The following is a 600-nucleotide window of genomic DNA, read 5'->3' on the forward strand; positions in this document are numbered from 1 at the left end:
TCCTTATAGCTATTTCCGGAAGCCGCCAGTCCGCTAGCCACCAGACCCGGCCGTTCAGCAGCCGTTCGCGCCTAGCGTACGTAAAACGCACTTTCGTGTTGTGATCTCGTAATCGTTGGAACCCCGCTGCCGTTAGATCGTATTACTTTTGCGAAATCCGCCGGGTGGTATTCCCCCCATACTATCTGGCTCGCCTTTAGCCGCTGGTCCCTCTGGACCGGCGGCTTTTTCTTTGGCCCGCTTAAAACAGGCGTTTTCCGATCTCGTGGGCATAGCCTGGATCGTAATCGGCTCGGTTTCCCGCATCAAGCGCAGCTTGGCTCCATGCTTCTGTACTTGGTGAAAGCGCTCCCGTGGTCCGCTGCACGGTAGGAATTGCGATCCGCGATATCGTAGCTTGGCTCACACCCAACAATGCGGCGACAGTGCGTTGCGTGTCGCCGGCTGCAAGGCGCTGTAGGGCCTCGGACTGCTGATGAGGGGTGAGGGCAGCACGTCGGCCAAACTTGACGCCACGGGCCTTCGCCTGGACCCTGCCGGCTGCGGTGCGCTCGGTGATACGATGGCGCTCATAACTCGCTGCGACCCCCAGCACGGCAA

1 pseudogene is annotated in these 600 nt (G+C 60.0%); it reads right to left on the reverse strand.

The features are described from left to right. Positions 1–241 precede the first annotated feature (241 nt). A pseudogene (locus QN347_RS19390) lies at positions 242–600 on the reverse strand (recombinase family protein); the annotation flags it as partial.

The sequence above is a fragment of the Sphingomonas sp. 10B4 genome, from assembly GCF_035019905.1.
Lineage (GTDB): Bacteria > Pseudomonadota > Alphaproteobacteria > Sphingomonadales > Sphingomonadaceae > Sphingomonas > Sphingomonas glacialis.